This is a genomic window from Nitrospina gracilis 3/211, from assembly GCF_000341545.2.
GTDB lineage: Bacteria > Nitrospinota > Nitrospinia > Nitrospinales > Nitrospinaceae > Nitrospina > Nitrospina gracilis.
On the sequence record NZ_HG422173.1, the window covers coordinates 2,523,148 to 2,526,348 of the forward strand.

At 54.0% G+C, this 3,201-nt stretch carries 4 protein-coding genes; all 4 read right to left on the reverse strand.

Annotated features, from left to right (window positions below; translation table 11 throughout):
• Positions 1–267, reverse strand: a 267-nt coding sequence (locus tag TX82_RS16545) for a tetratricopeptide repeat protein (RefSeq protein ID WP_222823011.1), incomplete at its 3' end; no start/stop codon positions are given.
• A 52-nt stretch (positions 268–319) separates the two neighbouring features.
• The gene (locus TX82_RS12070) at positions 320–1,720 is read right to left on the reverse strand and encodes a sigma-54-dependent transcriptional regulator (RefSeq protein WP_005010973.1); all 1,401 of its coding nucleotides are present in this window, start codon (positions 1,718–1,720) and stop codon (positions 320–322) included.
• Between the two features lie 28 nt (positions 1,721–1,748).
• Positions 1,749–2,957: an argininosuccinate synthase gene (locus tag TX82_RS12075; protein WP_005010975.1), complete on the reverse strand. Its 1,209-nt coding sequence runs from the start codon at positions 2,955–2,957 to the stop codon at positions 1,749–1,751.
• Positions 2,958–3,008: 51 nt separating this feature from the next.
• The coding region (locus TX82_RS16370) for a glucokinase (protein ID WP_187291968.1) at positions 3,009–3,201 on the reverse strand (193 nt) is incomplete at its 5' end.

A 3,201-nucleotide genomic window follows, 5' to 3' on the forward strand; every position in this document is an offset into this window, starting at 1 on the left:
TTCAAAATACTTTAGGCCGGAAGAGTAAAATCTGTTCTTGATTTCTATTTGCCCAAGTCGAAAGAAAGCTTTCGAGCGACGCGACTCGTTGGGGTACAAATCCAGAAAATCTTCAAACACCGCCTTGGCACCCAGAAAATCGCCCTTATGAAACAGTGTCTCGCCCTGGTAAAAAAGCGAACTTCCCGGATCAAGACCGGACTTCTCCTGCGTCAGCCCGGAACCGGGGGACAAAACCAGGCACAAAAAAAAGACCGCGAGAAACAACCTTTCCACGGCCGCCCGGTAAGATTTTTGCGGATGCCTTCCGCCATGAACCTCACCCATCATCTTTGTCCATTTTACCCTTCAGGTTGTGTTTCTTGACGCGGTAACGCATTGAACGGAAACTGAGGTTCAAAAGTTGCGCCGCCTTGTTGATCATGCCGTCGGATTTATCCAGCGCTCCCAACAGCATTTTCTTTTCTATCCTGTCGAGGGTGCTTTCAAGATCGATCGGCTCGTCCGTCAGCGATGGTACCATGTTGTCGGCCACCGAAGTTTTTGCACCCATCAGTTCCTCCGGAAGGCTGTCGACCTGGATGGTATCTTGCGACTCCAGCACCACCGCCCGCTCCAGGACGTTTTCCAGCTCGCGGACATTGCCCGGCCAGTCGTAATTTTCAAGTACCTTGATCGCTTCCGGTGAAATCGATTTCAGTTTTTTCTCCCCCTGGTATTCCTCGCAATACTTGGTAATGAAATGATGCACCAGCAGCGAGATGTCCTCCTTCCGCTGGCGCAGAGGGGGAATCTGGATATGGATCACTTTCAGGCGGTAATACAGGTCTTCCCGGAACTCCTTGTCCTTCACCGCCTGCGCAAGATCCCGGTTGGATGCGGCGATGATACGCAGGTCCACTTTGATGGGCTTGGTGCCGCCGACCCTGGTGAATTCTTTCTCTTGCAGCACCCGTAGAAGCTTGACCTGAATGGACAAAGGCGCCTCCGAAATTTCATCGAGGAAAAAGGTGCCTTTATTCGCAGCCTCCATCAGGCCAATCTTGGTGGAGTCGGCGCTGGTGAAAGCTCCTTTCTCGTGTCCGAACAATTCGCTTTCCAGCAGGTTCTCCGGCATCGCCCCGCAGTTGATGGAAATAAAAGGATAGTTTTTACGATTGCTGTTGAAATGAAGTGCCTTGGCGACCAGTTCCTTACCGGTTCCGCTTTCACCTCCGATCAGCACCGTGGCGTTGCTGTTGGCAACCTTGTTGATGTAATCGAACACCTGCCGCATGCCTTCGCTTTTACCGATGATGTTGGCGAACTGGTACTTGTCCTTGAGGGCGCTTTTCAGGTAGGTGTTTTCGTCGGCCAGCCGTTTTTTCTCTGCGGCATTCTTGATGATGAGCTGCAGCTCTTCAATCTTGAACGGTTTCGACAGGTAGTCATACGCACCCTTCTTCATGGTCTCAACCGCCGTCTCAGCAGAAGCGTAGGCGGTCATCATGATCACCGGCGTGCCGGGCAAGACGTGGTTGACGGCATCGAGCACATCGATTCCGTTGGCGCGGGGCATATTGATGTCGGTCAGCACCACATCGTACTGGTGGTCCTGGATCATGTCCACGGCCACTTCCCCATTACGCGCGGTCTCCACTTCATGACCGTCCTTTTCCAAGACGATGGTCAGCAGATCGCGCATGCTTTTTTCGTTTTCGACAATCAGTATTTTGCTCATATCCCTGAATTCAGTGTAAGGGATTGATTTACATATTGCCAAAGGTTTGTGAGTACAGTTTGAGACGCAGGGCGTTGAGGCGGATGAAACCCTCGGCATCGGCCTGACGGTAGATGTCGTCCTTCTCGAAGGAGGCCATGTCTTTGGAGTAAAGGGATTTTTCGGCTTTCACCCCCGCCGGGATGCAGTTCCCCTTGTACAGTTTGAGGCGTACCGTGCCGTTGACGTGGATTTGGGTGTCGTCAATGGTCTTCTGCAGCAACTCGCGTTCCGGAGAATACCAGAGTCCGTTGTAAATGATTCGCGCGTAGGTGGGGATGAGCGAATCCCGCAGGAACATGATCTCGCGGTCCATCACCAGGGTCTCCAGTGCCCGGTGCGCCGCGTGCAGGATGGTGCCGCCGGGAGTCTCATACACGCCGCGCGATTTCATGCCTACAAAGCGGTTTTCCACGATATCGATGCGGCCGATTCCGTTTTCCCCACCATACTCATTGAGCGTGGCGATCAGGTTGGCAGGGCTCATGGCTTCACCGTTGATGGCGATGGGATTGCCCTGCTGGTAGGTGATCTCGATGTACGTCGGCTTGTCCGGAGCGGCTTCCGGCGACTTTGTCATCAGGAACATATCGGCGTCCGGCTCGTACCACGGGTCCTCCAGAACCCCGCCTTCGTAGCTGATGTGGAATAGGTTGCGGTCCATGCTGTACGGTTTTTTCTTGGTAACGGGCACCGGAATATTGTGCTTTGTGGCGTAGTCGATGAGGCTGCTCCGCGAGTCCAGGTCCCATTCCCGCCACGGCGCGATGATGACCACATCCGGCTTCAGAATCATATAGGTGAGTTCGAAGCGAACCTGGTCGTTTCCCTTACCGGTCGCGCCGTGGGACACGCCCTCGGCACCCTCCTGGTTGGCGATGCGGATCTGTTCCTTGGCGATCAGGGGACGCGCGATCGACGTCCCCAGCAGATAATGGTTTTCATAAAAAGCGTTGGCGCGGAGCATGGGAAACAGGAAATCCTGCGCAAACTCTTCTTTCAGGTCCTCAACGAATACCTTGCTCGCCCCGGTAGCAAGAGCTTTTTCCCGCACCGGTTCCAACTCCGCTCCCTGGCCGATGTCGGCGCAGTAAGCGATGATCTCGCAGTGGTATTTCTCTTTGAGCCATTGAATGATAACGGAGGTGTCCAGTCCTCCGGAATAAGCCAGCACGATTTTGTTCAGTTTGTCGGTCATGATTCTCGCATTCTATACAATTGAATATCGGCTTTTATAAACAATCCCGGTTCAGCCGCGCAGAAACCGGCCGGCCTGGATGATGTAATTGGCCGCACCCCGCAAGGCACATCGGTCGTTGGTGATCACCTTCACCGGGACAGCACCCATCCAGGATTCAAATTTTTCTTTGTCGCAAAACGCTGCCAGAAACGGCCCGGACTTCAACCGGGGCAGGATTCGAGGGGCGATGCCGCCGCCGAGA

Bases quoted from the DNA above. Each gene is read 5' to 3' on its own strand.
- TX82_RS12075 (WP_005010975.1), bottom strand. From the start codon at position 2,957: ATGACCGACAAACTGAACAAAATCGTGCTGGCTTATTCCGGAGGACTG.
- TX82_RS12070 (WP_005010973.1), bottom strand. From the start codon at position 1,720: ATGAGCAAAATACTGATTGTCGAAAACGAAAAAAGCATGCGCGATCTG.